General features: G+C 60.8%; 32 protein-coding genes, 3 tRNA genes and 2 pseudogenes. 24 read left to right on the forward strand and 13 right to left on the reverse strand.

What is annotated here, in order from left to right:
* Positions 1-169: 169 nt before the first annotated feature.
* From ACVWYI_RS25795 to ACVWYI_RS25820, 6 genes are all read left to right on the forward strand, one after another.
* Positions 170-448 (forward strand): hypothetical protein, encoded by a 279-nt coding sequence (locus tag ACVWYI_RS25795; RefSeq protein ID WP_456663547.1) that lies wholly within the window; start codon positions 170-172, stop codon positions 446-448.
* A 305-nt stretch (positions 449-753) separates the two neighbouring features.
* Complete coding sequence (locus tag ACVWYI_RS25800; protein WP_456663548.1) at positions 754-1596, forward strand: hypothetical protein; 843 nt, start codon at positions 754-756, stop codon at positions 1594-1596.
* Between the two features lie 288 nt (positions 1597-1884).
* Positions 1885-2058, forward strand: a complete 174-nt coding sequence (locus tag ACVWYI_RS25805) for a hypothetical protein (RefSeq protein ID WP_456663549.1) — start codon at positions 1885-1887, stop codon at positions 2056-2058.
* Between the two features lie 601 nt (positions 2059-2659).
* Positions 2660-3397 carry a hypothetical protein gene (locus ACVWYI_RS25810; protein ID WP_456663550.1) on the forward strand — a complete coding sequence of 246 codons (738 nt, stop codon included), beginning with the start codon at positions 2660-2662 and terminating at the stop codon, positions 3395-3397.
* The gene (locus tag ACVWYI_RS25815) at positions 3394-4221 is read left to right on the forward strand and encodes a hypothetical protein (RefSeq protein WP_456663551.1); all 828 of its coding nucleotides are present in this window, start codon (positions 3394-3396) and stop codon (positions 4219-4221) included. The genes ACVWYI_RS25810 and ACVWYI_RS25815 overlap by 4 nt, the downstream gene beginning before the upstream one ends.
* Positions 4222-4226: 5 nt before the next feature.
* Positions 4227-4823: a hypothetical protein gene (locus tag ACVWYI_RS25820; RefSeq protein ID WP_456663552.1), complete on the forward strand. Its 597-nt coding sequence runs from the start codon at positions 4227-4229 to the stop codon at positions 4821-4823.
* A 75-nt stretch (positions 4824-4898) separates the two neighbouring features.
* On the opposite strand, the gene ACVWYI_RS25825 is transcribed toward ACVWYI_RS25820, so the two are convergent.
* Complete coding sequence (locus tag ACVWYI_RS25825) at positions 4899-5300, reverse strand: hypothetical protein (RefSeq protein ID WP_456663553.1); 402 nt, start codon at positions 5298-5300, stop codon at positions 4899-4901.
* Positions 5301-5486: 186 nt separating this feature from the next.
* On the opposite strand from ACVWYI_RS25825, the gene ACVWYI_RS25830 reads away from it, so the two are divergent.
* The 6 genes from ACVWYI_RS25830 to ACVWYI_RS25855 all read left to right on the forward strand — a co-directional run bounded on the left by ACVWYI_RS25830 (position 5487) and on the right by ACVWYI_RS25855 (position 7813).
* Positions 5487-6238, forward strand: a protein-coding gene (locus ACVWYI_RS25830) for an IS5 family transposase (RefSeq protein WP_247772603.1) whose coding sequence is annotated in 2 segments (ribosomal slippage) — positions 5487-5817 and positions 5817-6238 — 753 coding nt in all. Because the reading frame shifts where the segments join, the coding sequence is not laid out codon by codon here.
* Positions 6239-6258: 20 nt separating this feature from the next.
* On the forward strand, positions 6259-6384 hold the full coding sequence (locus ACVWYI_RS25835; RefSeq protein WP_456663554.1) for a hypothetical protein: 126 nt from the start codon (positions 6259-6261) through the stop codon (positions 6382-6384).
* Positions 6385-6538: 154 nt separating this feature from the next.
* On the forward strand, positions 6539-6781 hold the full coding sequence (locus ACVWYI_RS25840) for a hypothetical protein (protein ID WP_456663555.1): 243 nt from the start codon (positions 6539-6541) through the stop codon (positions 6779-6781).
* A gap of 213 nt (positions 6782-6994) precedes the next feature.
* Complete coding sequence (locus tag ACVWYI_RS25845) at positions 6995-7207, forward strand: hypothetical protein (RefSeq protein WP_456663556.1); 213 nt, start codon at positions 6995-6997, stop codon at positions 7205-7207.
* 86 nt (positions 7208-7293) lie between these two features.
* Positions 7294-7611, forward strand: coding sequence for a hypothetical protein (locus tag ACVWYI_RS25850; RefSeq protein WP_456663557.1), 318 nt, complete (start codon positions 7294-7296; stop codon positions 7609-7611).
* Entirely contained in the window at positions 7595-7813 is a 219-nt protein-coding gene (locus ACVWYI_RS25855; RefSeq protein WP_456663558.1) for a hypothetical protein, read from the forward strand. The genes ACVWYI_RS25850 and ACVWYI_RS25855 overlap by 17 nt, the downstream gene beginning before the upstream one ends.
* Positions 7814-7834: 21 nt before the next feature.
* Here ACVWYI_RS25855 and ACVWYI_RS25860 read toward each other — a convergent pair whose 3' ends face one another.
* The 4 genes from ACVWYI_RS25860 to ACVWYI_RS25875 form a co-directional block, all read right to left on the reverse strand.
* Complete coding sequence (locus tag ACVWYI_RS25860; protein ID WP_456663559.1) at positions 7835-9640, reverse strand: hypothetical protein; 1806 nt, start codon at positions 9638-9640, stop codon at positions 7835-7837.
* Positions 9640-9837 (reverse strand): hypothetical protein, encoded by a 198-nt coding sequence (locus ACVWYI_RS25865; RefSeq protein ID WP_456663560.1) that lies wholly within the window; start codon positions 9835-9837, stop codon positions 9640-9642. The genes ACVWYI_RS25860 and ACVWYI_RS25865 overlap by 1 nt, the downstream gene beginning before the upstream one ends.
* A 343-nt stretch (positions 9838-10180) precedes the next feature.
* Positions 10181-10846 carry a hypothetical protein gene (locus tag ACVWYI_RS25870; protein WP_456663561.1) on the reverse strand — a complete coding sequence of 222 codons (666 nt, stop codon included), beginning with the start codon at positions 10844-10846 and terminating at the stop codon, positions 10181-10183.
* 65 nt (positions 10847-10911) lie between these two features.
* Entirely contained in the window at positions 10912-11307 is a 396-nt protein-coding gene (locus tag ACVWYI_RS25875; protein WP_456663562.1) for a hypothetical protein, read from the reverse strand.
* Positions 11308-11542: 235 nt separating this feature from the next.
* Here ACVWYI_RS25875 and ACVWYI_RS25880 point away from each other — a divergent pair, with 235 nt between their 5' ends.
* The 4 genes from ACVWYI_RS25880 to ACVWYI_RS25895 all read left to right on the forward strand — a co-directional run bounded on the left by ACVWYI_RS25880 (position 11543) and on the right by ACVWYI_RS25895 (position 14790).
* Complete coding sequence (locus ACVWYI_RS25880) at positions 11543-11707, forward strand: ribbon-helix-helix domain-containing protein (protein ID WP_456663563.1); 165 nt, start codon at positions 11543-11545, stop codon at positions 11705-11707.
* Between the two features lie 451 nt (positions 11708-12158).
* Positions 12159-12317, forward strand: coding sequence for a hypothetical protein (locus ACVWYI_RS25885; protein ID WP_456663564.1), 159 nt, complete (start codon positions 12159-12161; stop codon positions 12315-12317).
* Between the two features lie 3 nt (positions 12318-12320).
* Complete coding sequence (locus tag ACVWYI_RS25890) at positions 12321-13382, forward strand: hypothetical protein (protein WP_456663565.1); 1062 nt, start codon at positions 12321-12323, stop codon at positions 13380-13382.
* Positions 13383-13689: 307 nt separating this feature from the next.
* Positions 13690-14790, forward strand: coding sequence for a tyrosine-type recombinase/integrase (locus ACVWYI_RS25895; RefSeq protein ID WP_456663566.1), 1101 nt, complete (start codon positions 13690-13692; stop codon positions 14788-14790).
* A gap of 20 nt (positions 14791-14810) precedes the next feature.
* Here ACVWYI_RS25895 and ACVWYI_RS25900 read toward each other — a convergent pair.
* Both ACVWYI_RS25900 and ACVWYI_RS25905 read right to left on the reverse strand, forming a co-directional pair.
* Positions 14811-14884 (reverse strand) — tRNA-Gly (locus tag ACVWYI_RS25900).
* 354 nt (positions 14885-15238) lie between these two features.
* Positions 15239-15424: a hypothetical protein gene (locus ACVWYI_RS25905; protein WP_456663567.1), complete on the reverse strand. Its 186-nt coding sequence runs from the start codon at positions 15422-15424 to the stop codon at positions 15239-15241.
* Between the two features lie 203 nt (positions 15425-15627).
* Between ACVWYI_RS25905 and ACVWYI_RS25910 the strand changes: the two genes are divergently transcribed.
* The gene (locus ACVWYI_RS25910) at positions 15628-16008 is read left to right on the forward strand and encodes a YciI family protein (RefSeq protein ID WP_456663568.1); all 381 of its coding nucleotides are present in this window, start codon (positions 15628-15630) and stop codon (positions 16006-16008) included.
* 6 nt (positions 16009-16014) lie between these two features.
* Here the strand turns inward: ACVWYI_RS25910 and ACVWYI_RS25915 are convergent, their stop codons facing one another.
* Positions 16015-16608, reverse strand: a complete 594-nt coding sequence (locus ACVWYI_RS25915) for a TMEM175 family protein (protein ID WP_456663569.1) — start codon at positions 16606-16608, stop codon at positions 16015-16017.
* A gap of 128 nt (positions 16609-16736) precedes the next feature.
* Between ACVWYI_RS25915 and ACVWYI_RS25920 the strand changes: the two are divergent.
* Positions 16737-18795 (forward strand): annotated as a pseudogene (locus ACVWYI_RS25920) (ATP-dependent helicase).
* Between the two features lie 5 nt (positions 18796-18800).
* A pseudogene (locus tag ACVWYI_RS25925) lies at positions 18801-18973 on the forward strand (LysR family transcriptional regulator); the annotation flags it as partial.
* Here the strand turns inward: ACVWYI_RS25925 and ACVWYI_RS25930 are convergent.
* On the reverse strand, positions 18964-19092 hold the full coding sequence (locus tag ACVWYI_RS25930) for a hypothetical protein (RefSeq protein ID WP_456664633.1): 129 nt from the start codon (positions 19090-19092) through the stop codon (positions 18964-18966). The pseudogene ACVWYI_RS25925 and the gene ACVWYI_RS25930 sit on opposite strands and share 10 nt — an antisense overlap.
* Positions 19093-19167: 75 nt before the next feature.
* Between ACVWYI_RS25930 and ACVWYI_RS25935 the strand changes: the two genes are divergently transcribed.
* Complete coding sequence (locus ACVWYI_RS25935; protein WP_456663570.1) at positions 19168-20199, forward strand: LLM class flavin-dependent oxidoreductase; 1032 nt, start codon at positions 19168-19170, stop codon at positions 20197-20199.
* A gap of 119 nt (positions 20200-20318) precedes the next feature.
* On the opposite strand, the gene ACVWYI_RS25940 is transcribed toward ACVWYI_RS25935, so the two are convergent.
* Positions 20319-20404 (reverse strand) — tRNA-Tyr (locus ACVWYI_RS25940).
* A gap of 206 nt (positions 20405-20610) precedes the next feature.
* Here ACVWYI_RS25940 and rlmB point away from each other — a divergent pair.
* Positions 20611-21441 (forward strand): 23S rRNA (guanosine(2251)-2'-O)-methyltransferase RlmB, encoded by an 831-nt coding sequence (gene rlmB / locus ACVWYI_RS25945; RefSeq protein WP_456663571.1) that lies wholly within the window; start codon positions 20611-20613, stop codon positions 21439-21441.
* Between the two features lie 62 nt (positions 21442-21503).
* Here rlmB and ACVWYI_RS25950 read toward each other — a convergent pair whose 3' ends face one another.
* Both ACVWYI_RS25950 and ACVWYI_RS25955 read right to left on the reverse strand, forming a co-directional pair.
* Positions 21504-22016 (reverse strand): hypothetical protein, encoded by a 513-nt coding sequence (locus tag ACVWYI_RS25950; protein WP_247443364.1) that lies wholly within the window; start codon positions 22014-22016, stop codon positions 21504-21506.
* 43 nt (positions 22017-22059) lie between these two features.
* The gene (locus tag ACVWYI_RS25955; RefSeq protein ID WP_247353223.1) at positions 22060-22545 is read right to left on the reverse strand and encodes a hypothetical protein; all 486 of its coding nucleotides are present in this window, start codon (positions 22543-22545) and stop codon (positions 22060-22062) included.
* 304 nt (positions 22546-22849) lie between these two features.
* Here ACVWYI_RS25955 and ACVWYI_RS25960 point away from each other — a divergent pair, with 304 nt between their 5' ends.
* From ACVWYI_RS25960 to ACVWYI_RS25970, 3 genes are all read left to right on the forward strand, one after another.
* Positions 22850-23341, forward strand: coding sequence for a hypothetical protein (locus ACVWYI_RS25960; protein ID WP_456663572.1), 492 nt, complete (start codon positions 22850-22852; stop codon positions 23339-23341).
* Between the two features lie 164 nt (positions 23342-23505).
* A tRNA-Thr gene (locus tag ACVWYI_RS25965) sits at positions 23506-23580 on the forward strand.
* A gap of 746 nt (positions 23581-24326) precedes the next feature.
* Entirely contained in the window at positions 24327-24593 is a 267-nt protein-coding gene (locus ACVWYI_RS25970) for a hypothetical protein (protein WP_354069663.1), read from the forward strand.
* A gap of 157 nt (positions 24594-24750) precedes the next feature.
* Here ACVWYI_RS25970 and ACVWYI_RS25975 read toward each other — a convergent pair whose 3' ends face one another.
* Positions 24751-24990 (reverse strand): hypothetical protein, encoded by a 240-nt coding sequence (locus ACVWYI_RS25975; protein ID WP_354069665.1) that lies wholly within the window; start codon positions 24988-24990, stop codon positions 24751-24753.
* Positions 24991-25109 lie beyond the last annotated feature (119 nt).

Here is a 25109-nt window from a genome sequence, read left to right on the forward strand (position 1 = left end):
ATGTCAAACAACGACGGACGTAATCTGGTCCCGCAACAAGCAAAGACACCGAGTGTAATCACAGTTGGCCCTTTGACAACCATCGATATTTCGTTTCTGCCGGAGGGCCAGCGAAACGCTCTCATGGAGGACTACGCGAGAGGCACAATTGATATCGCAAAGCGCGCACATGAACTCGGAGTTGATGTCGGAGCGTTGCAAGTCCACGCTCGATATTCTTTCGAACACGACTAAAGAGGTCTCTGAAAGCGGAAATTCGGTCACCGTGTCCCACACCCAAACAACCAAGATCGGCCGCACCGAAATAAAGATGGGAAATACTGAAGAAGCCAAGAGCGGAAAACTTAGCAGGACACAAACCGGCGAGAAGGACTGGAATCCATATTACATCTTCGCAGGTATTGCCGCACTTGTTCTGATCGCTTTCCTCTTCGCTGGTCGGCATTGACGGTGCCCTGTGTTTCAAACAACGGTACATGCCGACGAGAACTCTGACCCCGAACGGGTCACTGGCCAGCTTCGCGAGCGTTGCGAAGCAGCCGGTCTCGCGATCCCGGCAACTGATGCACTGGTCGCGCAACTAACGGACATACTCACTCCTTTAATAGACAACGGAAAGAAGCTCGCTGCTCAAGGGAGCCAATTATCCGTAACGCGAGACATTGGGGACGCCGACAATAAGGTAAAGCTAGTTTTTGGTGCAGGCATCCCTAAGCCGCAATGGCGCAGGCTCATAGATCGATTGTTTGGATCATGAGCCGCGGACGAAGCTCATATTACAGTCGAGAAAACCGAGGACGCGAGATAGCCCGTCAGCATGTCGCAGAAGCCGAGCAACTGAGCCGTGAGCTTGGTGGAACTGACGAGGATGTAAAAAGCTACTTCTTTTCGCTCCCAGCACGCGAGTTGCAGATTATCCTTGACCTGTATGAGCACCACTACGGCGCCCAAGCGAGAAACTACGCGAACACGACCATAGCGAACTGGAGGACCGGAAAGCGAAGAATGTCGGGTCAGACGGCCACTCGCCTTTTTCGATTGCTGCCGCCTGTAATGCCGCTTCAAAAGAAGTACCAGCTTATTAGCAATCTTTGGGACCATTGCGGGCCGACATCGAAGAAGATTCTACGCGTGGGACTTGATGCGAATGTTGACGAGATATTGAGTCACGTCCGCCAACACATAGAAAGTGTCATTGTTCATTATAGAATCCCAGACAATCTCGAAAAGCGTTTTGAGTGGCTCTCTGCCGGCGACTCGCTTATCAAGCAAGATTTGCTCGGCCATCTACGGCAGCGAGAAAAAAGTTTGGTGATCGAAGGCGCCAGGTTGCAGCTTCCCGTCATGCTGACCCACTTGCGCACCGAACAAGGCTTAAACACACATCGATTAGCTCAGGTGCTCAAGGTCGGGCGGCACGAATTGGAAGTTACCTTGGAGAGGGACTTTACTGGTGTTGCTTTGATGGATCCGCCGACCAAGACAATGCCGTCATCCCGATCATCTCAAATTAACGGGACGAACACCGGTGGATACAATTGGGTGTGGTGGATTATTGGGATAGCACTGCTCTTGTTCTTTATGACTCGCAAGTAAGGGTGCATCATCTGACGTTGGTCGTGGCCGAAATAAGCCGTCTGGCATGTGGGCGAGTGAAGAACTGACGCGGCGAGCAGTCGAAATCATTCGGCGTCTGCCAGCCCAGGCCGAGTTCGCTCGGTTTATGCCGATCAAGCTGGAAGGCAACGGCACGTCCTGGATGCTCGACAACACAATTGCCATGCCAACGTCGCTACAGTCGTCAATTGGTACGAAGGCCTCAAGCAGGTATTCGGCTATTTGGTGCTGCCGCCACAAGCCACCGGTTTGTCGTACTGGATCGTCATGGCTCATTCGCTGGTCGAGCCGCCCGAGGGAGGTCTGCTGGAGGTCACGCCAGAGGCCGACACGGAGGGCGTCCCGTTTATCCGGCATGAAGGCGACGCCGCGTTGCACGAAGAGTTCAGGAAGGCTGTGAAGGTGTTCGTGCGGGCGTCTGCGCTTCCTGAAAGATGGTAGCGGCGAGACCGAGACCGGTTGGCCCCGGTCTCCTCGATTCGTCTCAAGCGTTTAGATGGCTTTTCAGGCAGTCGCCCGTCGAGACAACGACGTTCATAAGATTGTCTTCGTCGAATGCGTGATCGGGATTGCCATTCGACGAGTATTTGCCGTTGCTGACATCTTCCACGTAAGTCAGCACCGCCGCACCGCCAGCGCCCCCGAAAGCGTTGTGGGCAGCCTCCGCGCTGTTGGTGGTGGGGCCGGGGCCGCGTGTTAGCGCACCCTCTCCGGCCGTTCTATTTCGGGCACGAGATGCCCTACTGAACTATACACCCATACACCCATGCACCTATTTACGCAATGGGTTTGTCCTCGCGTCGTTAAAACGTGTTGAAGGCTTTCGCTTGTTTTTGGTCGAATGACCGCCAAGCCCCTGGAGGCTGTAAGCCCTCGCCAAGCCCATGCCCCTATGCGCATGATCTTGAAACCCTCAGCGAAGCTGCCGACGGGAAGCCGTTGCACTCTTGATCAGCCGAGCGGTAATGCCGAAACAGCTATCCGGACTGGCTGTTTTCTTTAATCCGTCAGTGATAGCGTGTTGCGACTTTTGAGGATCGTCATGGCTTTGGACTGGACGTGCGAGAGCATCCGCTTATCCCTGTTTTCATCGCAGGCGGTGAAGCTTTCCGGGGACAACTGGAAGGTGCTGACGGGCCAGGCGGAAGCTGAGGAAGAACAAAAAGGGGCCACCCGGCACGTGTTCGCCTCCTCGATGCTCGGAGGCCAGTTCGCCCTCGGCGCCATCGCCAACCGCTGCGACATCATCCTCACGCCCACCACGGTTGTTGACGTACCCGAGGACTACATTCCTTCTGTCGGCCAATGGCCGAGTGCGCTCGAAGGCTACCAGAAGCACGTAGAGGCATTCCTTGAGCAAGTACCCTTCCCCGTCATGCGCATGGCTTTCGCGCCCGTACTGGTGCTCCAATTCAAAGAGAAGATCGAAGCCAATAAAGCCTTACTTTCCCTGCTAAAATCGGTCAAACAACCTCCTGAGAACATGCGCGATCTGCTCTTCCGGATTAACTGGCCCAAGAGCAGCACCGTCATGAACGACCTCTCGTACAACCGCATTACGACGTGGTCCGTACAGCAGTATCAGATGGCGCTCTTTGTTCCGGATGGGAACAGCCCTGCGACTTTGGTGCAGGAGCTCACACACGGGCTTCGGCTTGAGCTCGATCACAATACCGATCAGGGACGCAACACCCCATTTGACGCCGGCCGCCTAGTTCCCATATATAGGGAGCTGACCAACCTTGCGTTGCAAAACGCCGCAGAAGGCGAAGTTTTGTGAGCTCCAACCGCGCCATACTGACCACCAACCAGACGGCTCCGCCGCCGGGCAGCATGCGTATGCTCACGGCCAGCGATCCGTACGTCATGACTGAAGTGGTCGAGAAGTCCGCGAAGGACTGGTCGAAGATCGAAGCGTATTCGCATGGTGTCACGTACACGCAGGGCAGCTTTGCCATCGGTACGACGATCCGGCCGTCTCCGATACGGATCATTGCCGACACGTGCATCCTGACGCACATGGACACGGACCACATCCGTACGATCCTCTACACCGGCAACCTACACCGGCACCTGACGGCGTACGCCAACACGTTCCAAGCGGGACAGTGCAAGAACCTTGTGATGCTCTCGAAGGAGAGCAACATGACGACCCACGCTGACCTCTTCACGTTCGCGTCCTACAACGCGCATGCGGATTTGAAGGCGCACAACATCATTCAGATGTACGCCGATCTGCTCGAGAAGGTCGCCGACCCGCTCAAGGGATACGAGAAGTACCAGGCTGCAAATTGGGACGGTCACGGTGCCGAGGCGATCACCGCCGCGACGCTCGACTACGCACGCAAACTCTTTAAGGCGCTGCCGACGACACTTGGTTCGCCCGACGTTGCTCCCGCCGGCGATGGATCGATCGCACTCGAATGGGTGCCCGATCATCATCACAAACTCAGCAAACTCTTTCTCGACATCGGTCCGGGAGAAGAATGGTGTGCGTATTGGAAGCTCCACGACGGTCACTTTGACACCGTCACGCACGAGGGCTTCCACCCGACGACCACGAAGGCCGTCCTCAAAGACCTCTTCGATCATCTGAGCAAGTAGCACTCATGCCGCTCGCTGACGGCGACCAACCCGCCGAGGGCGATTTTTGGTTCAGGGTGCTGACGAGCGATGGCTATAGCGCGCGCGGTCGCGTAAATCACGCCGCTTTCAAAGGCAAATTCTTGGGACCAGCACAGGAAGGTCGTCCGTGGGATGCGGAAGCGTCCGGGCGCCTGCGTTCGCTGGCTGGCACCATCGAGGAGGCACGCGCGCACGCGATCCAATACTGCAAAGACAACAACGGCACTTTTTACGGATACATGGTGCCAGCACACGGCGTGAAGCTCATCGGTGCAGTCGTCGAAGGTATTACGCTTGATGTGCGGTACACGCCGCTGCAGGGTGGCGATCAAGCGCATGCGGATCTCACGTTCACCGGTCCGATCCCTGCTCCCAAGACAGACGAACACAAGAAGCTAATGATGGGGTTGCAAGACTTCTTTGCAGCAGTCCACGAAACGCAATGGTGGATGCTCGACGCGGGGAACGCTTCCTCTCCCGCTGCCAGTCCGGCAGAGACGCTTTCCACTCAACGGACTTTAAGCGATTTTGTCTCCCGCGCGTTCCGGTCGATAGTCTACCGTGACAAGGATCAAAAATAAGCAAGACGCTCGGTCTGAAGCAATGTTTGTCGATTGTTTTTTAGTTGTGATGTTGATCTTAGAAGCTGCACATAGCTAAAGCTCGTGAACGACTAGACCGCTCTTGCGAAGCTGATCGACCAAGCCCTCCGGAACACAATCATACTCAAGCATGCCGTCGTTTCGATCAATTTGCTGCGGCATTATCCAAGCTTTCACGTCACCCGTTTTGGGAAGTGAGCGAGTAAACAGGCGTTCAACCTCCTGATACCGCAATCGATCTGTTGCATCGATCAATATTCTTTTCACTTTTCGCCTCCTCTTTTCTTTGCTGCTGCCGGTGCCGTCGGTCGCGGCACATCGCGCATCAATAAAGCGATCAAAGCTGGTCGCCGCTTTTTTGCCGTATTCGCTCAAACACGGCTGGCAATAAAGCTTGCCGGCCAACGTATGTATCGAGCGTTCTCGCGGCCAGATGGCCTCGGCGAGGTCAACCATCTGAACGTGATTGCAGTGGCGGCATTGCACTTCAAGAAGCGGCACTTTCCCATGCAAGGCGTCGGAGATCCGCGGCGAAGGCTGGTCAGGCCCTCCAATAAAAAGACGAGCGTTGTACGCAAAGCAGTCTAGGGTCTGTTGGGATTCAGGATTCTCATCGGGGCTTGGTTGTGATTCAAGCTTGGGATGGACCGATTCGTTTTGACTGACGCCCAATGGGCGAAGATGGAGCCGCATTGTCTTGGCAAGCCGGGAGATCCGGGCCGCAGCGGCAAGGACAACCGACTGTTTGTCGAGGCCGTTCTGTGGATCGCCCGAACCGGCAGTCCCTGGCGGGATCTGCCGGCGATGTTCGGCCACTGGAATAGCACATTCACGCGCTTTCGCGACTGGGTGAAGGCGGATGTCTGGAAGCGGCTGTTCGAGGCCATCTCCGACGATCCCGACATGGAATACGCCATGGTCGACGCCACCATCGTCAAGGTCCACCGCCACGGTCAGGGCGCAAAAGGGGGACGCAAAGCCAGGCGATCGGCCGCTCGAAAGGCGGCATGACCACCAAAATTCTGGCGCTCACCGATGCGCTCGGCAATCTCGTGCGCTTCGTGCTCCTGCCGGGACAGCGTTTCGATACGGTGGGCGTGCCGCCGCTCATCGAGGGATTGGCCTTCAACGCGCTGATCGCTGATAAGGCCTTCGATAGCAACGCCATCATCGCCGAACTCGAAGCGCGTGGCGCCAAAGTCGTCATCTCCCAGCATCCGCGCCGTGCACAGCCTCTCGCCATCGACAAGGAGATGTACAAATGGCGGCATCTCATCGAGAACTTCTTCGGCAAGCTCAAGGAATTCAAGCGCATCGCAATGCGCGCCGACAAGACCGACCAGAGCTTCACTTCAATGATCTATCTGGCCGCGGCCGCGATAAACTCCAGATGAATCCCAACAGACCCTAGTCGATGCGCTTCGGCAAGCTGCTGATCCGCTACGGCGTGGGCGGCCTCTGCTTCTTTCGTGAGACGCGCAAACTCCTGTTCAACCCGATGCAGTTCCCGGCTGAAGTGCAGACGGTCACGACCAGATAGTGGCGTGTAAATAATGCGGGCGGCGGACATGCACCATTAATTCGCCGAATCGCAAAAAAGGGAAGTCGCTAGGTCTTGTGGTCAGTTCGATGTCCGGCACCAAACGCTGCAAACCCACGATTTGGCGCCGGAGCTTTCGACCGCCTCTTAGGCTTTGGGACAGATCGCCGCCCGCCACACCACTCCTCGGCCTGTGACATTCGCGCTGCCACCGATCAACAGCGCTGAGGATGCCACTAAGGCCTCCAGCGCGGTTCTCGCCGCAGTCGCAACGGGCGAACTCACGCCGGCCGATGCCGGCGAGATCGCCAAATTGATCGATACGTGGGTGAAATCGTTCGAAACCGCGGAGCTTGCTGCACGCCTCGAACGTCTGGAGAGGATGACGCATCAATGACCGTGAGAGGCATAGAAAACGCATCGCGCGCCTTGAGCAGCACCGGACGCCTCGGCCGCCGTATGTGTTTCGCAAGAGCAATCCGCCGACAGCGGAGGAGCTTGCAGCTGTCGCCGACGTGCACCGCCGCGGCTGGCGCTTCGCTATCCTGCCTCACAAGGCGGCGACGATCGAATAATGGGCAACACAACATGCCAAGCTGGGGACGCTGCATTGAGGGGCAACCTGCATATTCGGCTTTCAAGGCTGGAAGCGAACCGGCCTGATGAAGTGCGGACGCGCTGGGTGGTCTGCGCTGAACCGACGGCCGATGAAATGCTGGCTGATCTCGATCTCCCTGCTGGCTGTTACGTTGTCGGCCGGCATGGCGATCTCACCGTGGAAGAATGGTTTGAGAAATATGCCCCGCAGGAGGTGCGACATTGACGCTGCGAAGCTTCTGATCAAGCTGGAAGGCAATGCCGGCCACGCCGGTAAAGCGTTGCTGATCTGGCACCGGCCCAAAAGAGCCTGTGAACGCCGCCGTCGATAAGGCACGTCATCTGTTCGGCCCCGACGACGCGGTTATGTTGGCACCATGGTACGACAACGCCGACGAACCGCCCTCGCCTGCATGGCACGATGAACAGTTTCCGCGCGCGCTCGATGAGCGTGCCCGTGGCTTCCTGTATCGATGTGCTGAGGAACGCGCTGGCGGATTGAAAAGCCGACGCCTGAAGGATGCGCCGACGCCCCCCGGCCGCGAACGCCATGAGCAGTACACCGATGCCCAGCTATGGATTGCGCTCTTGAGCGTGGAAAGGTCGCTGCGCCGTGAAATCTGCCATTGAACGACGCCTGGTCGCGATCGAGAAAAGGCGGCAAGTCTCACGCCGGCAGGTGCATGTCGTGCTCGGCGTCGATCGCGCCGACGTTGACCAGCAAGTGGTGGACCTGTTCGCGTCTGGCGTTGCCGTTGATGGCGACGGTTTCGCCTGCATCACCGGCCAGCCAAAAAGCGAAAACCCCGGTTTCCCGGGGCTTTGCCAGTGAGTGATTGCACCGATGGGTTTACTACTTGGGTCCGCGCGGACCCTTCGACGAATAATCATCGTCAGCGCCGGGCTCGGGCTTCGGAATGACCCGGCCGTGGTAGTCCATACCCAGCGACAGGATCGCCTCCGGGCCGTACTGCACGATGCGCGGGAAGCGCTTCATGGTGTCCAACGCGGCCTCGGCAACAGCCAGCCACTTGTTGGCGATACGGTCCATTTTCGAATCCCAAAGACGCTGCTGCTTCATCAGATCGTCCTCGTAGATGCGGGCAGAGGCCTCGTGCTGCTTCAAGGCCGCAGCGGCGATCTTCTGGGCGGTCTCCGCACCTTCGTACTCCTTCTGCGCTTCCGCCGTACGGTCATTGTGGGCCTTCGTGCCGATGATCGACGGCGCCGGCTGGCCCAGCATGCGGCTGATGCGGCTGCTCGCCTCGAACACGGCGACGTTCCACTTGCCGAGTTCGGCGGTGAGCTTCTCGCCCTCGGTGCGGATGTGCTGCAGCGTGGCGGTGGCGGTCGGGCGCTGAGCCGCGTACTTCGACAAGCGATGATCGAGCCAGCGGCGAGCCGCCGCCTCGACCTGTCGCATGTACTTCACGAACGTGGCCGCCGTCCCCCAGCAGAGCGCGTTAGCGCCTGCCAAGAGCCGGTCGAGCACGCTGGTGTCCCGATCTACTGCGCCGACAGCTTCTGCAAAAAGCTGTTCAGCTCGGCCACTTCCGGCGAATGCGGGTCCTCCGGATCCACCGGATTGAGCAGCAGCATCAGGGACAAGCGCTGCCCCTTCAGCAACAGCGCCATCGCGCGATTGATCGCGTCCAGGGTGCTGTTCAACTTCTGCACCGCGTTCAGCGACTGCTGACGCATTTCGGCTTCCGTCATAGTTCTTCTCCACAAGTTTGATGATGGATTCACGCGGTACGCCCGGGAGACAGCGCGTCAACAGGTTGACGAAGTCGCTGTCATCGGGACCGTTGAAAACCGCCCACGCGGGCGACTTTCCACGATTGGTGACGCGCAGCTCGAGGCCGATATCGGCGAGCTTCGCGGAAAACGAGGGATAATCTTCGGAGGCGTAGAACGCCTTTTTCACAGCCTTGCTGATGGCGCGGAGGTTGATGCCCGCCGCTCTGGCGGGCTGCTCGATCTCGTTGGGGTCGGTGCGACCTTCGGGCTGGGCGTCCGGCGCATGCGCCGCCTCGATCTTATCGGCGACATCGTGCTTTCCCTCGGAGCGGAGCTGCGCGATGACGGCGGACTGGAAGCGGCCACGGAGGATGCGGGGGCCATCCCAGCCACGGGCTTCCGCTTCCCGGCTCACGCGCTCGCATTTAGCATGGCTCATACGCCAGCCCGGGTTCACCTTGCCGGAAATAGGGTCCACGTAAGAGATGCAGATGTGCCAGTGCCGCAGGCTACCACCCTGTTGCCGGTCCTCGGGGCGCTTGACGTGCTCGAACACCACGGCCCGCATCTGCGCGAAGCTGAACACCATGGCCAACAACGGCAGCACGTAGGTCAGGAAATCCTCGCGCGACATGTCCTGCCACGGCGCGATGATGAACTGCATCATGCTATATTTTTTGCCGCCGGCCTTGGCCTGATTGACCATGTCGACCAGGTCGCGCGGCGATCCCTGGATGCACTCGGCCGACTCGTTGTCGTCGGCATTCAGGAGGTGCGCGATGGAGTGGTTGGCGCCGCTCACGGTCGCGGCCAGCCGGTTCTGGATGATCATGGGGAGCGCGGTCGAAGACATGAACACGGACGTGTCATAGCAATCCTCGATCAGATCGCCGTCGGTCATGCGGGCGTGAACAAACATTAGATGGCCTCCAGCGTGCGGTTGATGATGGTCAGGGCGTCTTCGATGCGGGCGTTCTTCTGCTCAACCGTGCGCACGTGCGCAGCGAGGTTCATCGCCGAGCGGATGTTGAGCAGTTCGTTCTTGAGGGCGGTATCGGTGACGAGGCTCACGGCCGCGGCATCTGCGGCGGCGCGCATGAACTCCGACAGCGTCATTTTGCTCTTGCGAGCACGGCGATGCCATGCGGTCAGGTTGCGCGCCTCTGCGCGGACCTGAACCATTTCCGACTTCTTCATCCCACTTGTTTGTTGAGGGGGTCCGGGGGTGTTCTTGCACCACCCGTCTGTTGGCGCCGTACTACTGTACGGACAGACGCCATGCCTTGATGATCCTCAACTCTCCTTTCTGTGCTTACGATTGCTCAGAACTGGAGAATGCGGAATGCCTACAAAACAAGGAGTTTTTGGCGATTTCGGCCCCTTGCTGGACAAGGGTTTGTCAACGGATTTTGCGAAAGTCTCGCGCTGATTTCCGGATCAAGTTGCCATCATAGTGGCGTCACCGCGCAAAGGTTCTTTTTCCAACTTCAATCACTTGCCGGAGTGCAGTACGCTCGATCCGAGCGCTTGCCATCATTGAAATGGTGTCAGTACAAACTCGCAGGCCGACGCCGGCAGCAGCGTTTTTACGGTACAAATCTGCGGACTGAATGTAGCCGGCAGTCGTATCGAACCGAGCGTGGCGCAGTTGGCGCTGGATCAGCTCACCTCTAACGTCGTTCATCGCGGCGCTTGTGGCTAGTCCGCTCCGCAAAGAATGCCCGGCAAACTGTTGGGCCATCGCCTCGGCGTCGGCGAGCGAAGCACCGCCGGCAAGCTCACCGGCAACCACCGCTCTCTTGACGATCAAAGCCACCGCGCGATCGGAAAGGCTTTCGCCGATCTGGCCATGGCGATTGATGTTGCGGAAGATGCGGCCGGAGGTAATGCCGGACGCCGCCAGCCATGCGCGCAGTGAACGCACCGGGCAGGTTGCCAGATTGGCGCCGAACGGGATCGCGACCTGTTGTCCGTCGCCGTCCTGGTCGCCCTTGCTGCGGCCGATGTGAACCGTGATGCCCTCGGCGGTCTCCTCGAACCATATCAAAGCGTTTTTGCTAGCCCCGATCTCGGCTGCGGCGAGTTCGGAGCGGCGAAGCGCACCCGCGAACCCGGCGAGGAGCAACGCGCGGTCACGGATTCCGGCCAGTGTATCAGGGAGGGTTTCGAGGGCGCGTTTCAGCGCCGCGGTCAGAATGGCTCGCTTTTTGTCGCCGGCCGGCCGTGGGTACGCCTCACGCCGCTCCAGATCTTCTGAAATACTGGCGTGGTCAGGTCGAGATGATGGCCGGCCTCGCGATGGCAGTGCTGGATCGCAGCCAACCGGCGCCGCTGGGTAGTGACGGCCACCCTGCCCGCCGTGTCTATAACAAAGGCTGCGACCGTGGCCGCCGATGCGGGCAACGATGGTTCGCCCTGCACCGCGCACCTAGCCTTGAAGGTTTCGAAGTCTCCAGCGTAGGCCCGCCGCGTGTTCGCGCTGCTGCTCGCCTCGGCGTAGGCCGCCGCCTTCTCGGCGATCTCGGCCCGGCTGACCGGGAGGGAAGCGGCGCTCTCTATGATGGCTGGCATCTTGGTGCTGGTCATGTCCGGCTCCCGCCCTAGTTTCCGTTAACTCGTACTATCGGAAGCAAGAAATACATGAATACACCCATGGGTGCAAGGGTTGATTTACCCTTTTATGGTTTTTGTGCTTATAGTGAGTTCAACAATTTGCCCCCTGGCGCCTCGGCTGGAATTCGATATGGCAACGAAACAACCCTCAACAGGTACGGCTGGTCACGACGAGGCCGCAGCGCCTGCGTCCGGGAAACTGAGATACATGCAGACCCGCCTGTCCGAGACGGGCTATCGGGCTTTGAAGATGCTGGCGGCCGAGCAAGGCAGGCCGCTGCAGGGCTTGGTATTGGAAGCATTGAACGATCTATTGCGGCGCTACGGCAAGCCGGCCGTGGTCACCGGTCCGGAGAAGGCCGAGAAGGAATAGAAAGTAAGAAAAAGCCGGGAAGGTTTTTTGTCTAAAGAGTTGCGCGCCGCTCTTTGGTCCCTGGAAATTCGATGTGCAGCGGAGTGCACCGTAGATGACAGACCCCAAGTCTTGGGATGAGTTGGCCGCTGAGGCCACCGCGCACCCGACGTTTCAAAAGGCGTTCTCACGCTTCGCGGCCCGAATCACCAGTCCTTACGTAGATAGCGTCGCGCCGATCGCACGATGGAGCAGCGCCGGGATAACTACTCAAATGTTTGCTCGCGCTGGCGCACTTCCTCCGCGATATCGGCCAGATGGAAATCGCCGTCGATTACCACGAACTCGGCGAAGCGCTCTTTGACCTGAAAGCCGAACTCCCTCACCCGCTGTTCAAGGTTCCACCGAAATCCGGTCGGACTCCCAACACCAGCGCTATATGGAGGCTCCAGGCGCGCATCTCGGAAACGGCGTGCACGGCGGCTATGGCGATAGCGTCGGCGTGGTGACCCCATGGCAATGGCCGGATTTGATGGCGGATATTTCGGTCAAAGACCTGCTCGCGGTCCAGACCTTGATTTCCCGTGGTCAGTACCGTGCGAGTTCTCAGGCTGCGGATTGGGCCGGCTAAGCCGTGGCCGAGGCCTGCCGCCTTGATCTCAACAAGCCCACCGACAAGAAGCGCGCCGCCTACCTGCTCAAAGTCTGGGTTGGCACCGGGGCGCTGAAACGGAAACCCGGAAAGACGATCGCGGCAACGATCGGCCCATATCGTCGTGGGGGATTGGGCGACATGATCAGATTGGAAGCCTCTCCCCGCTCCGCATCGTTCGGGATAAGCTTGTCCCGGCCAAAAATCCCTCTTATGCCCGGCTTGCCGGGGTTCCCTCCGGTGACCATGGCAGACCCGACTGACGAGACTGGCGAAGAACAGCGCGAAGTCACCTCGGACTTGAGGCACGACATCGGCGAACGGCCAGCGGATGATAAGCCGGGGTCTGTTGTCGATGAACGCCGAGGCATTCGACGGGCAACTTGGGATAAGGCCTCAGCCACCGGCCAACCTGACGCCGAAGGCACCTTTGGCGTGATGACGATTGCAGCGAACCGCCACCTGCGGGCTGTCGGTGAGATGGATTTAACCGCCGTGATGGAGACGGCGGAAAACCTGTCCGCGCAATACCCCTCCCCTGAGAAAATATCCGAGCATCTGCGCCTTTGGGTACAAAAGCTCAAAACCCAAAAGGGCGAGCTATCAATCGACACGACGGCTGCGCGGTTTCTTCAAGCCGCCGATCGCCTTCTGCAGATTTTAGACCAGTCTCCAGAGATGCAATCGGCCGCATTTGATTTCGCCGATGCCTGGCACTGGTGGCATCTTGAATTGTATGGCGAGCATGCTCTAGCGGCGAAAGCCGATACGGCCGAGCGCGCGGTAGCAGGCCTTCAGGCGGGGCCAGAAGCGCTCAAACGCAATCGGGCGCTGCGCGAAGCTATCATCGAGTCCGAGTACAACCGATATGCTGCGACAGCGGATATTGCCGACAGCGGGAGCGCAAAGCGCGCCGCTGCTGCAATTTTGAGCGCAGTTTCTACGGCATTCGATCAGCGGTCTCTCGGCCCTATTAAGGAGAGCACCCTGGAGCGAACCCTTCGCTCCATCATCAAGGACCGGGGGCAGGTCCATGACCGGTAAAATCGGAAAGCTTGGCCAAGTCTTCCAATGCAGCGATTGCTTAGTCGGCTGGCCGCCCAGACTGTTCCTCAGCACTCGCAAGCTGATGCTTTTGGGGACACGAATATGAGCCGCGGCCCTGCCCGATTTACTCAAGCAGACGTCATCAGAGCGCTACGAGCCGCTCGCAAGGCCGGCGCTGGCGACGTCATCGTCTTGCCTGACGGCAGCATTCGCATCACCAGCGAGCCTGCCCCCATTGCGTCGCGCGTTTCACTATCAGAAAATGAGCGCTTGGACCTGGAGTTGGCGGAGTTCGAAGCAGAGCATGATTGATATCCCCGCCAAAGGCATTCACAAGGTCAAAGCGAAGGGGCGCTTCTACTACTACGCGTGGCGCGGCGGTCCACCCATTAAGGACGTCAACGGCAATTATCTCGCGCCCGACGATACGGCGTTCTTAGTAGTTTATGCCGATCTCGTCGCGGCCACTCGTTCATCTGACAAATCGCGGTTTGCGTGGCTGGTCGAGCGTTACAAGGGCAGCGACGAATATAAGGCGCTCGCTGATTCCACGAAACGTGTTTGGGGTCCTTGGCTAGACAAAATCAAAGACCATTTCGGGAAGCTGCGGATCAAGCAATTTGACCGAACCGACGCGATAAGGCCGATTATCCGGAAATGGCGCGCCAAGTGGTCGAAGCAGCCGCGCACGGCCGATCTCGGCATGCAGGTGCTTTCTCGCATCTGCTCTCATGGTGTTGATCCCGAGGGTGTCCTGACGTCGAATCCGTGCACCGGCATCAAGCACCTCTATAAGGGTGATCGGTCGGATATCATCTGGCTGGACACCGACATCGCGCTGATCAAGGAACACACCTCCGCAGAAGTTGGTTGGGCCGTGGACCTTGCAGCCCATACTGGCCTTCGCATGGGCGACTTGCTGCGCCTGTCGTGGTCGCACATCGGCGAGAACGAGATCACGCTCTACACCAGCAAAGGGAAGAAGCAACGGCTGGTCGCGATTATCCCGCTCTACGATGCCCTGCGCGCGGTTCTGGAGCACATTCCCAAGCGGTCCACAACGGTCCTGACCAACACGCGGGGACGGCCTTGGACCACCGACGGGTTTGGAACGTCGTTTGATGACGCCAAGATAGCCGCCAAGATGAAGCCGGATCCGCAGGTCAAGGGCGACAATACGCCGGACATCGACAGGCATTTTCATGATCTGCGCGGGACGGCGGCCACGAAATTCTATATCGCCGGAATCCCGATTCGCTCGATCGCCGAAATCATGGCTTGGGACGAAGAGAGCGTTGAGAAAATCATTCGGCGCTACGTGAGCCGTGCGGCTCTGACCAAAGCGCTGATCGAGCAAATGAACGATGCCGGAACAAAAACTGTAAAACCGGCTGTAAAACTCTGAGTCGATTTTCGGCTAAGTATTGGAGCGGGTGAAGGGAATCGAACCCTCGTATTCAGCTTGGAAGGCTGCTGCTCTACCATTGAGCTACACCCGCGACAGGGGCTCCCTAACACGGCCGGGCGGCGGTCTCAACTGCTCAGGAAACGGCTTGTCCGGCGCCTGCACGGCCTTGCGAACAGCCCTCGGTTCCTCCCGACCCGCCTCCTCTTAACAACGGCGGCATTGCCGCCTATATTGAGCTCTTCCGAAACCAACGAAAGGAGGTGATCCAGTGTGTCTTACCAAACGCTGTCACCTCGCTGGGATCGCCCGCTAAGCTTTAAATAAAGGCTTGGCATCGGGGCGCTCTCAGCCCTGGACCAGCGAGCAAGAAATCGGGCGCGACGGGGCCTCCCCGCCGCGCCTTTTTCGTTGGCGGGCGCCGCTCAGGCCGGTCTTGCCGAAGCCTTCAAAAACCGCAGACATTGAGGGCGCGCGGGCGTTTGCCCCGGCGGCTCTCAACGATGCGTTCGCCGCCATTCTCGACCGAGCTGCCGGAATAACGATGGTGACAGCTCCGGTCGTGCAAATCGGCAGGCTCCGATTGCGCCGCCCGCCGCGCGCCGCAAATGATCTTGATGGTGTGACCCGACATTGCCGCCTCCGATGGGCTTCCGTGTTCTTGTGGCCATCAGTCGTCTTGGCCTGGGGCAGCGTTCACCCGGCCGGCGCGCAATCGGGTTTCAGAACGGCTTCATCGAGGCCGGCACGACGCAATATTTTCCTCACCGCCATTGTCGGCCGCAGCCATCGTGGTACGTCCTTTGAGCTGCGCGCAGCAAAATCAACGAGGTAACGATGCTTTACGCCATCCTGGCCTATCACGTGGAAGACGAGATCTTGTCGTGGACGCCCGAGAAGGACACCGCGGTCGTAACCAAGGTCCTGGAGGTTCAGGCGACCTTGAGGGCGAGCGGACATTTCGGGCCGGCCGCCCGTCTGGATGAGACCCGAAAGGCCCGCACCTTGCGTGGCCCCGGCGCGGGCGTGGTGCTGGACGGCCCGTTTGCCGAGACCAAGGAGCAGCTCCTGGGCTTCCACCTCATGGAGTTCGACACTGACGAGGAGGCGATCGCAGCGGCGCGGACGCTGCGCCAGGTCAATCCGACGGCGGTCTACGAAATCCGCCCGGTCAAGCTCTACGTGCCGGCCGACGGGTTCGGTGCGGCACAAGGGTGAGCCGCCTTACGCGTCCGGGTTGGTCGGCGGCCCGACGTAGAAACGCTGGATCAGCAGCCCGCCGAAGGCGATGAACCACACGAACGGCGCGACATGCGGCGCGAACGCCGCAACGATCGTGCCCGGGACGAATACCAGCAGCGGAAACATCGAGGCCATGATCTCGTGGCGCCAGCCGCCAAGAATCCTCCACCACAGCCAGGCATTGAGACCGGCGATCGCAGTCAGGTGCAGGCCGTAGAGCACGGCGACCGCGCTGCTCATGGGGAAGTTGGTGTAGAGACCGTTGGTCACCGGCAGCAGTACGATCGAGAGCAGGAAGAACAGATTGAGGATCACCGCGCCGCGGCTGCCGACGGGCTGGCGCACCAATCGCCGGTGATGGCTGATCCAGAACACGCCGGCGATGATGAAGCTGAGCGCGAGGCCGGCGAGCTTGCCGGAATAGACCCGGGCGAGATCGTTCCAGTCGGGCGCGCTGGTGAAGACGGCGGCTTTCGGCAGGTCGTAGGCCAACAGCGTCATGGCGACGCCAAAGATGGTGTTGCTGAGTGATTCCAGCCGCCGCATCTCGAACTGTTCGGGCTTGGGCTCGGTCATGCCGGGTGCGCGCTTTTCGGGCTGGAACTTAAGGCGGTCTTGTCCCTAGGTCTTAACATCGGTTCCGTCCAGCCGCATTGCGATTCGCAACGAGATGGCCGACTCTCGGCCTTTCACCGGGGCGATTCGTGGCGACATATCTGGACACGCTCAATGCGGAGCAGCGCCGCGCCGTGGAGCATGGCGTGGCCGACGGTGCGACCGTGGGCGCCCCTCTGCTGGTCATTGCCGGCGCCGGGTCCGGCAAGACCAACACGCTGGCCCACCGCGTCGCGCATCTGATCGTCGCCGGCGCCGATCCGCGCCGCATCCTCTTGATGACGTTCTCGCGCCGCGCCGCGGCCGAGATGGCCGGCCGGGTCGAGCGCATCTCGCGAAAAGTGCTCGGCGAGAACAATGCCGCGATCATGCGCGATGCTCTCACCTGGGCCGCCACGTTTCACGGCATCGGCGCACGGTTGCTGCGCGAATATGCCGAGCGGATCGGCGTCGATCCTTCCTTCACCATCCACGACCGCGAGGATTCCGCCGACCTGATGAACCTGGTCCGGCACGAGCGCGGATTGTCGAAGACCGAGAGCCGCTTTCCGGCCAAGGGCACGTGCCTGTCGATCTACTCGCGCTGCGTCAATGCCGAGATGGAGATCGAGAAGGTGCTGGGCCAGTACTATCCCTGGTGCGCAGGCTGGGCGGCCGAGCTGAAGGGCCTGTTCGCGGCCTATGTCGAGGCCAAGCAGGCCCAGCACGTGCTCGATTACGACGACCTGCTGCTCTACTGGTCGCAGATGATGAGCGATGCGCTGATCGCGGACGAAATCGGTGGCCGCTTCGATCATGTGCTGGTCGACGAATACCAAGACACCAACCGCCTGCAGTCCTCGATCCTACTGGCGCTGAAGCCGGACGGACGCGGCCTCACCGTCGTCGGCGATGACGCCCAGTCGATCTACTCGTTCCGCGCCGCGACTGTCCGCAACATCCTGGACTTCCCGCAAAGCTTCTCGCCCCGCGCCGAGATGATCACGCTCGACCGCAATTACCGCTCGACGCAGACCGTGCTGGCGGCGGCCAACGGCGTCATCGGCCTCGCCCCGCGAGCGCTTCACGAAAAACCTCTGGACCGACCGCGCCTCCACGCAAAAACCCCAGCTCGTCACCGTGCATGACGAGGCCGACCAAGCCCGTTACATCGTCGAGGAGGTGCTGGCCAACCGCGAGCAAGGCGCGCTCCTGAAGCATCAGGCGGTGCTGTTCCGGACGTCCTCGCATTCGGGTCCGCTGGAGATCGAGCTCACCCGCCGCAACATTCCCTTCGTCAAGTTCGGCGGGCTGAAATTCCTCGACGCAGCCCACGTCAAGGACGTGCTGGCGCTGCTGCGCTTCACAGAGAATCCGCGCGACCGCGTCGCCGGCTTTCGCATTCTGCATCTGTTGCCGGGCATCGGTCCTGCGACGGCGCAGCGCGTGCTCGACCAGATGGCGGAGAGCACCGATCCGCTTGCCGCGCTCGGCCAGCTTCCGGTGCCAGCTCGCACCGGCGCCGACTGGACCGACTTCGTCCGCACCATCGAAAATTTGCGTTACTCGGAATGGCCGACGGATCTCGAACGCGTGCGGCTCTGGTACGAACCGCATCTCGATCGCCTCCACGAGGATTCCGAGACGCGCCGCGCCGATTTGATGCAGCTCGAGCAGATCGCGAGCGGCTATGCCTCGCGCGAGAAATTCCTGACCGAGCTCACGCTCGATCCGCCGGATGCGACCAGCGACAAATCCGGGCCTCCTCTTCGTGACGAGGACTATCTGATCCTCTCCACCATCCATTCGGCCAAGGGCCAGGAGTGGAAGTCGGTGTTCGTGCTCAACGTCGTCGACGGCTGCATGCCGTCCGATCTCGGCGCCGGCACCAGCGCCGAGCTCGAGGAGGAGCGCCGTCTGCTCTATGTCGCGATGACGCGCGCCAAGGACGATCTGCACCTCGTGGTGCCGCAGCGCTTCTTCACCCACGGCCAGGCCGCCAAGGGCGACCGCCACGTCTACGCCTCGCGCACCCGCTTCATCCCGGAGCAGCTGGTCCATCTGTTCGAACGCACCGCCTGGCCAAAGGCCGCAGCGGGCGCGGCCCGCACAGCGGCGCAGGGCCCGAAGGTCGACATCGGCGCCCGGATGCGCGGGATGTGGCGGTAGCGCCGGTGCGGCGCGGCCATCCGCTCACGGCGATGAAGCGGCTGAGCTCGCGCAGCTTCCTGAATGCGGGGCATGTCGATGTGAGCCTCGCCGGCAAGACCCGCCGTCCTACGACCTCTTCCTCGCCTCGCGCAGGCTGTCGCGCAATCTGGTCGCGATCGTCAATCACTACAGCGCTGGCTGCACGAGACGCTGGTCGATCCGTTCGCCCGATCCGGCTGAAGGCGCGGGCGAGCCCGACACGATGAAAAAGCGGAAACGCTGCGTTTCGCGAAGCAGCATTGTTGCGCCGGTCACTGCCGCCTAGCTCCACGCCAAAGCTAATCCCTCCCACAGTGACAGGCGCCAGTTGCGCCCGCAGAGACCTCATCAATGACCGCACCGCTCGAATTCGGACTGGATACCTTTGGCGACGTCACCAGGGACGCTTCCGGCGCGATGCTTCCGCACGCGCAGGTGATCCGCAACGTCGTCGACGAGGCGGTGCTGGCCGACGAGCTCGGCCTCGACTTCATCGGCCTCGGCGAACATCACCGTGCCGACTTCGCGATCTCCTCACCGGAGACCGTGCTGGCAGCGATCGCGTCGCGTACCAAGCGGATCCATCTCGGCTCGGCCGTGACGGTGCTGAGCTCGGACGATCCGATCCGCGTCTTCCAGCGCTTTGCGGCGCTGGACGCGCTCTCGAACGGGCGCGCCGAGGTGATCCTCGGCCGCGGCTCGTTCACGGAGTCCTTTCCGCTGTTCGGCTTTGATTTGCGGGCTTACGAGGCTTTGTTCGAGGAGAAGCTCGACCTGTTCACGGCCCTGCTGTCGCAAGAGCCGGTGACCTGGGAAGGCAAGCTGCGTCCGCCGCTCAAGGGTCAGCTCGTCTATCCTCCGGTCGAGAACGGCACGCTAAAGACCTGGATCGGCGTCGGCGGCAGCCCGCAATCGGTGGTGCGCGCCGCGCATTACGACCTGCCCTTGATGCTCGCGATCATCGGCGGCGATCCCGCGCGTTTCGCACCCTTCGTCGATCTCTATCACCGCGCGTTCAGGGAGTTTGGCCGCCCGGCAAAGCCGATCGGCGTGCACTCGCCCGGCTATGTCGCCGAGACCGACGAGCAAGCGCGCGAAGATCTCTGGCCCGACTACAAGGCGATGCGCGACCACATCGGCAAGGAGCGCGGCTGGCCGCCGATGGGCCGCGACGAGTTCGTGAACGAGGCCGAGCACGGTTCGCTCTATGTCGGCTCGCCGGAGACGGTCGCGCGCAAGATCGCGAAGACCGTAAAGGCGCTGGGCGTTGCGCGGTTTCAGCTGAAGTATTCGGCGGGCCCGCTGCCGCATGAGAAGCTGATGACGAGCATCGAGCTTTACGGGCGGAAGGTGATGCCGATGGTGCGGGAGATGATGGGGTGACTTACGCGCTGCGACAGCCCGCCTGTGCCCTCTGGGCTACGGAGCAGCTGCCTTCGTTAGCTTCGCGTGACGCTGATTGGGCTGGCTTGCCGAGCCGTAGCTCGCGAAGCGAGCGAGGCTGGTGGGGGAAGAAGGACTCGAACCTTCGAAGTCATAAGACGGCTGATTTACAGTCAGCTCCCTTTGCCACTCGGGACACTCCCCCGCTCGACGGCAGCACAATCGGGCCGGACCTTTCCGGCGACCGAAGACGGCCATGGAACATGAAGCCGCAAGAGCCCGGATAGGGACGCGACCGGCCGCGTTTATGGGCGAAGCGGTGGGGCAAAGTCAACCGAGCCGACCAGCTAAAATGGCCCATCGAAGGCACCCAAATTGCCATATTCCGGGACCCATGACACAAGCAGACCTATGAACGATCGAAAATTCGGCCCGAAAGGTCGCCGCGGCGGCGGTAAGCCCTTCAAAAAACCCGGAAAATCGGCCGGCCGGCCGGCCTGGCGCGAGCATGATTCGGACACCGACGGGCCTGTCATCCTCTATGGCTGGCACACCGTCACCATGGCGCTCGCCAACCCCGAGCGGCAGATCCGCAAGCTGACGCTGACCGAGAACGCCGCAAAGCGGCTCGCGGACGAGAACATCGCAACCCCGGTCACGCCCGAGATCGTCCGGCCCCAGGAGATCGACCGGCTGCTGTCGCCCGACGCGGTGCACCAGGGCCTGCTCGCCGAGGCCGATCCCCTGCCCTCGCCCGACATCGAGGATTTGGAGCAGGACGGCATCGTGCTGGTGCTCGACCAGATCACCGATCCGCACAATGTCGGCGCCATCCTGCGCTCGGCTGCGGCCTTCGCCGTGAAGGCGATCGTCACCACCGCGCGCCACAGTCCGGAAGCGACCGGTGTGCTGGCCAAGGCCGCCTCCGGCGCGCTGGAGTTGGTACCGATCGTGACGGTACAAAACCTCGCCCGCGCACTGACCACGCTGAACGAGCTCGGTTTCCAGACCGTCGGGCTGGACAGTGAAGGCAGCGCGGATCTCTCCGAGGTCACGCTGCGCGAGCCGCTCGCGCTGGTGCTGGGCGCGGAAGGCAAGGGCCTGCGGCAATTGACCCGCGACACCTGCAGCGTCGTGGCGCGGCTGGACATGCCCGGCGAGATCAAGAGCCTCAACGTGTCGAACGCCGCCGTGCTCTCGCTCTATATCGGCGCAAGCCGGCTGGGGCTGATGAAGCCCTAAAAAACAAAACGCCCGTCGGCATCGCGCGGACGGGCGCTTCGTTGGGTCAGCCGATCGGGCGATCAGTAATACCGGCGCAGCACGCGATGCCCGCCGTAATACGGCGCATGGCGAGGAGCATAGCCGTAACGCGGGCCGTAGCCGTAGTGCGTGCGCGGCAGATAGCCGGCGCGCGGGCCGTAGCCGTAGCGATACGGACGATAGTACGGCCGATGGTAGGGATAGGCGCCGGCTGCGACTGCGGCGGCACGATAGCCATAGCCGTTTCCATAGCCATAGCCACGGCCGTAGCCATAGTTGGCTGGCGCAACGACCGCGTCCTCACGATAGGTCGGATACGGCGCGAAGGCGCCCGGGCCGGTATAGGTCGGGCCCTGGTTGACGTAATAATACTGCGTGGTCGGCTCGGCGAGACGCTCATAGGCACCATAGCCATAGCCGCCGCAGCCGGTGTTGCAGCCGGAATAGACCGGCGCAACCGGCTGGCACGGATTGAAGCCGCAGGCCGCGGCCGGCGCGGCCCCGATGAACATCACGGCAGCCGCCGCGACCAGTCCCGAAATCATCTGACGCATTACTCTCTCCTGTTGATTTTCGTTTGTTGGATTTTGTCGTTTCTTAACCCGGCCGCCTGCCGGGCATCTCCGCACGTGGCCGCGGCCGAGGACGCCGCGGCTGCTCGTTGATCTCAGGCGCGAGGATCACCGGCGGGGGATCGACGGGCACGTCCATCTGCGCCGGCAGCGGCGCCGATTGCGCGCCCCAGCTCTGGTGATAGCTCTCCGCCGGCTTCGGCAATTTGCGGTTCGCGGACGGCTCGACCTCGAGCCGCCCATAGCCGGGCCGCAGGCCCAGCGTCGGGTAGTAATGGCCCACGTCGGCAGGCTGCCGCTCGGCGACATAGCGCCCGCCATAGATCGTGGGCTGCACCTGGACGTTCTTCCCCAGGCCCCAGGTACCCTCGATCACGGTATAGGACGCGTCGATGTTGTTGATGATGATGGGCACGCCCGGGCGGCCGGGAACGACGATATCGAAGCCGCCGCCGGCAAAAGCGGTTACGGGCAGTCCGATCAGAAGCGCTGCGAGCGCCAGGGCGCGCATGGAAAGGATCCCGGTTATCCAGTCCACAACCTATCGGATCGTCGGGCCGAGTGGGTTAAGGGATGCCGGCAAAATTCCGGTAAGCCTAACGCGTAGGGATCGGAAAGCACTTCAATGCAAGCGAGCGCGCTATCAAAGCATTAATGTGCCCACCGCGCGGCTTACGCCTCGAAGGACGGGTTGCATGCTACAAAATACACATCCCCTGCGGGTTCACGCCGATGTGACCGCACTTGCGCCAAATTGCGGAACGAGCTGCCGACGGTCGCACTTAGCAACGGTCTAACAACATGGAGAGAATGCCATGATGAGCCTGAAACTGATCGGCGCGGCCGCGATCGCTGCGACCGCGTTGGCAAGCCCCGCACTTGGTCAAGCGGCCTTCTCCAATCCCGCCGCTTGCCAATCCATGTTCCTCAGCGCGAATTGCCAGAATATGGGACGGGGCAGCCCCTACGCCACCAGCCGTCAAGAACGACAATATCGGCGAACGGCCTACCACGACCAGAACCGCTACAATGATGTGAACAGGGCGAACAACGGCTTCGGGCCGGTGGCTACTGCGGGCGCGGTTGCAGGCGCCGCCGTCGGGACCGCGGCAGCCGTTGCCTCGGCACCGTTCCGCAGCTGGGACAACTCGTACGCCTATGACAATTCCGGCGGCTACGGCAGCTACAATCGCAGCGAACAAGGTTGGTATGGCAATTGGGATACCTACGCGGCTCGCAACGGCATCGTTTGCCGTCCCGGCACCCGGGTCAAGGGCGACGACGGCCGCCAGCACATCTGCCAATAAGGTGGCATAAGTCGAGCAAATCAGAACAGGCGGCCTTCGGGCCGCCTGTTTCATGCCCGCGACGATCTTTGCGGGTTCTGGCACTTTCCAACCAAGTCTGATATTGCGGCGCGCACGGGGACAAACTCGGCGCATTGCCGAGCCCTGCCCGCTTTCCAGGCGTCGCCGGCTTAGCTCAGCGGTAGAGCAGCGGTTTTGTAAACCGAAGGTCGGGGGTTCAATCCCCTCAGCCGGCACCAGAAAACCAAAATAATTCAATATGATAAGGCCGTGTCGATGTTAGCATGTCGGAGGTATTGCCCGAAAAAGCCACCGGGAAGCCACCGAAAATAAACGGCCAGACCTTTCGATCTGGCCCCGTCTCCGGCGGCGCTGGATAGACGGGTTGCGCCTGAGCTATGGCCGCCGATAACGCAGCTTAGCGGCAGCACCTCAGCGCCGCGATATACGCGATTGCCCGTGCGCGATGCCGGCCGCGCCCTTCGGACCCGACCGACGCCATCGTCAAGGTCTACACGCCTAGGTAGTTGGCCTCCAATCCGGGCGCGGTCTGGTTTGTGGTGGAGGTCCAACCGAGGCTCGGTTCTGAGTCCTAGTGGGGCTCCGCGCCCTCGTGCTCGTCCTCCAGATCCCGGCCGGCGGGCGGTCGTTAGTTGATGATTAACCAGAATCGCCGTGCCTTCCTATCGTCAGGAGGAGGCATTCATGTGGATCGATCTTCTCGTCGGGTGCGCGATCGCGGCGCCAGGGGTCTCCTACGGCGCAGTTCAATATCTCCACTGCATGCAATAGCACCATGCATTTTGGACGGGCGAGGTAAGAGGAGTATGTGCGAGCTTTGCGCCGCCATCGATGAAAAGGCGGGGAAGTGATGCCGCCACGCCCACCGCATCTTCCCACCGTTGGGGACCGTCTAGGCATCGAAGCTATTCGCCGCGGCGAGCCGGTACCCGGCGGCGTTGAATAGGTTCAAGGTTTTCCAGCAATGAAACTCGTCACCGAACGCCCTTTTTCCAATCCGGAAGCTGCCGCCCGCCAGCTGGTTCAGCTCGCTTCAGGCATCGAGGCGGTACAGGACGGCCGAATCCACATCGAGAAGATCAACTATCCCTTCCTCTACACGCTCAAGGGAAGCGGCGCGGAGTTCGGCGCCGGCATCAGGTGCGCTGTCGAAAAGGGTTGGCTCGAGCTTCACGAGAGCGGGACCTACGTGCGGCTACTGACACCAAGCGAGAATCTATTGACGCGCTGAGGAACCGGTCGGGCATGTTTTGCTTGAATCGGCGCCAGCTCGCCACTGAAGCTGGCGGAGCGGCCCCGGCCTACCCCAAAGCCCCCCTGAAGCCGGGCCGTCTCTCATCCGTCAGGTGACCGCTAGCAGTCCGCGGCGCCGGACCAATGACTCCCGCCTACGCTGGATTCCGAAAGCGTCGATACCTTTGGGTGGTCGATTCAACGTTCGACAAGTCGCCCTCACCGAGAATCGCAGGAACGAGTTCGTCGCTCACAACCTTCTCCATGAGAAATCGTGCAAGCTTGGAGCGGGAGATTCCGCGTTCCCTTGCTGCCTTTTGTAGATACTCATCTTCCAAAGGAATGACGATGTTCTTAATAGCCACAATGTGTCCCCGTGATGCTACTTGTTTCATCTTTGCCCTCGTTTGCTGACCGGCAAATTTGGTGAGAATTGGAAAGTACTGTGGCGATAAACCAACGTATACACGCCGAGTCCTGCACATGTGCGTTCGTCCATCGAGGACGCTGCGCT

Source organism: Bradyrhizobium sp. LB13.1 (genome assembly GCF_054056815.1).

Coding starts and splice junctions, on each gene's coding strand:
- ACVWYI_RS25795 (WP_456663547.1), top strand. CDS start 170: ATGAACTCGGAGTTGATGTCGGAGCGTTGCAAGTCCACGCTCGATATT.
- ACVWYI_RS25800 (WP_456663548.1), top strand. CDS start 754: ATGAGCCGCGGACGAAGCTCATATTACAGTCGAGAAAACCGAGGACGC.
- ACVWYI_RS25805 (WP_456663549.1), top strand. CDS start 1,885: ATGGCTCATTCGCTGGTCGAGCCGCCCGAGGGAGGTCTGCTGGAGGTC.
- ACVWYI_RS25810 (WP_456663550.1), top strand. CDS start 2,660: ATGGCTTTGGACTGGACGTGCGAGAGCATCCGCTTATCCCTGTTTTCA.
- ACVWYI_RS25820 (WP_456663552.1), top strand. CDS start 4,227: ATGCCGCTCGCTGACGGCGACCAACCCGCCGAGGGCGATTTTTGGTTC.
- ACVWYI_RS25825 (WP_456663553.1), bottom strand. CDS start 5,300: ATGGTTGACCTCGCCGAGGCCATCTGGCCGCGAGAACGCTCGATACAT.
- ACVWYI_RS25835 (WP_456663554.1), top strand. CDS start 6,259: ATGCGCTTCGGCAAGCTGCTGATCCGCTACGGCGTGGGCGGCCTCTGC.
- ACVWYI_RS25860 (WP_456663559.1), bottom strand. CDS start 9,640: ATGTTTGTTCACGCCCGCATGACCGACGGCGATCTGATCGAGGATTGC.
- ACVWYI_RS25865 (WP_456663560.1), bottom strand. CDS start 9,837: ATGACGCTGTCGGAGTTCATGCGCGCCGCCGCAGATGCCGCGGCCGTG.
- ACVWYI_RS25875 (WP_456663562.1), bottom strand. CDS start 11,307: ATGACCAGCACCAAGATGCCAGCCATCATAGAGAGCGCCGCTTCCCTC.
- ACVWYI_RS25880 (WP_456663563.1), top strand. CDS start 11,543: ATGCAGACCCGCCTGTCCGAGACGGGCTATCGGGCTTTGAAGATGCTG.
- ACVWYI_RS25895 (WP_456663566.1), top strand. CDS start 13,690: ATGATTGATATCCCCGCCAAAGGCATTCACAAGGTCAAAGCGAAGGGG.
- ACVWYI_RS25905 (WP_456663567.1), bottom strand. CDS start 15,424: ATGTCGGGTCACACCATCAAGATCATTTGCGGCGCGCGGCGGGCGGCG.
- ACVWYI_RS25910 (WP_456663568.1), top strand. CDS start 15,628: ATGCTTTACGCCATCCTGGCCTATCACGTGGAAGACGAGATCTTGTCG.
- ACVWYI_RS25915 (WP_456663569.1), bottom strand. CDS start 16,608: ATGACCGAGCCCAAGCCCGAACAGTTCGAGATGCGGCGGCTGGAATCA.
- ACVWYI_RS25935 (WP_456663570.1), top strand. CDS start 19,168: ATGACCGCACCGCTCGAATTCGGACTGGATACCTTTGGCGACGTCACC.
- rlmB (WP_456663571.1), top strand. CDS start 20,611: ATGAACGATCGAAAATTCGGCCCGAAAGGTCGCCGCGGCGGCGGTAAG.
- ACVWYI_RS25950 (WP_247443364.1), bottom strand. CDS start 22,016: ATGCGTCAGATGATTTCGGGACTGGTCGCGGCGGCTGCCGTGATGTTC.
- ACVWYI_RS25955 (WP_247353223.1), bottom strand. CDS start 22,545: ATGCGCGCCCTGGCGCTCGCAGCGCTTCTGATCGGACTGCCCGTAACC.
- ACVWYI_RS25960 (WP_456663572.1), top strand. CDS start 22,850: ATGATGAGCCTGAAACTGATCGGCGCGGCCGCGATCGCTGCGACCGCG.
- ACVWYI_RS25970 (WP_354069663.1), top strand. CDS start 24,327: ATGAAACTCGTCACCGAACGCCCTTTTTCCAATCCGGAAGCTGCCGCC.
- ACVWYI_RS25975 (WP_354069665.1), bottom strand. CDS start 24,990: ATGAAACAAGTAGCATCACGGGGACACATTGTGGCTATTAAGAACATC.